This window comes from Vogesella mureinivorans (assembly GCF_007644035.1).
GTDB classification, from domain to species: Bacteria; Pseudomonadota; Gammaproteobacteria; order Burkholderiales; family Chromobacteriaceae; genus Vogesella; species Vogesella mureinivorans.
The window spans coordinates 1-270 of sequence record NZ_VMTV02000731.1 but is presented as its reverse complement, the minus strand read 5'-3'; the positions used below and the strand labels follow the sequence as shown (position 1 = coordinate 270).

Genomic DNA, 270 nt, shown 5'->3' with positions numbered 1-270 from the left:
ACGCCGTGGAACACCTACACCCGCGACGGCCTGCCGCCGACGCCGATCGCGATGCCGGGTCGCGCCGCCATCGAGGCCGCGGTCGATCCGGCGCCCGGCGACACGCTGTACTTCGTGGCCAGCGGCGACGGCGGCCACGTGTTCTCGCGCACCCTGCAGGAGCACAACCGCGCGGTCGCGCGCTGGCGCCAGATCGAGCGCAGCCGGAGGGCAGGGCAGTGAGCCACTGGATCAGCCATGCGCGTTTCGTCAGCTTCGAAGGCGGCGAGG

General features: G+C 73.0%; 1 protein-coding gene. It reads left to right on the top strand.

From position 1 onward, the window contains the following. The coding region (locus FLQ44_RS17960; RefSeq protein ID WP_206208964.1) for an endolytic transglycosylase MltG at positions 1-222 on the top strand (222 nt) is incomplete at its 5' end. Positions 223-270 lie beyond the last annotated feature (48 nt).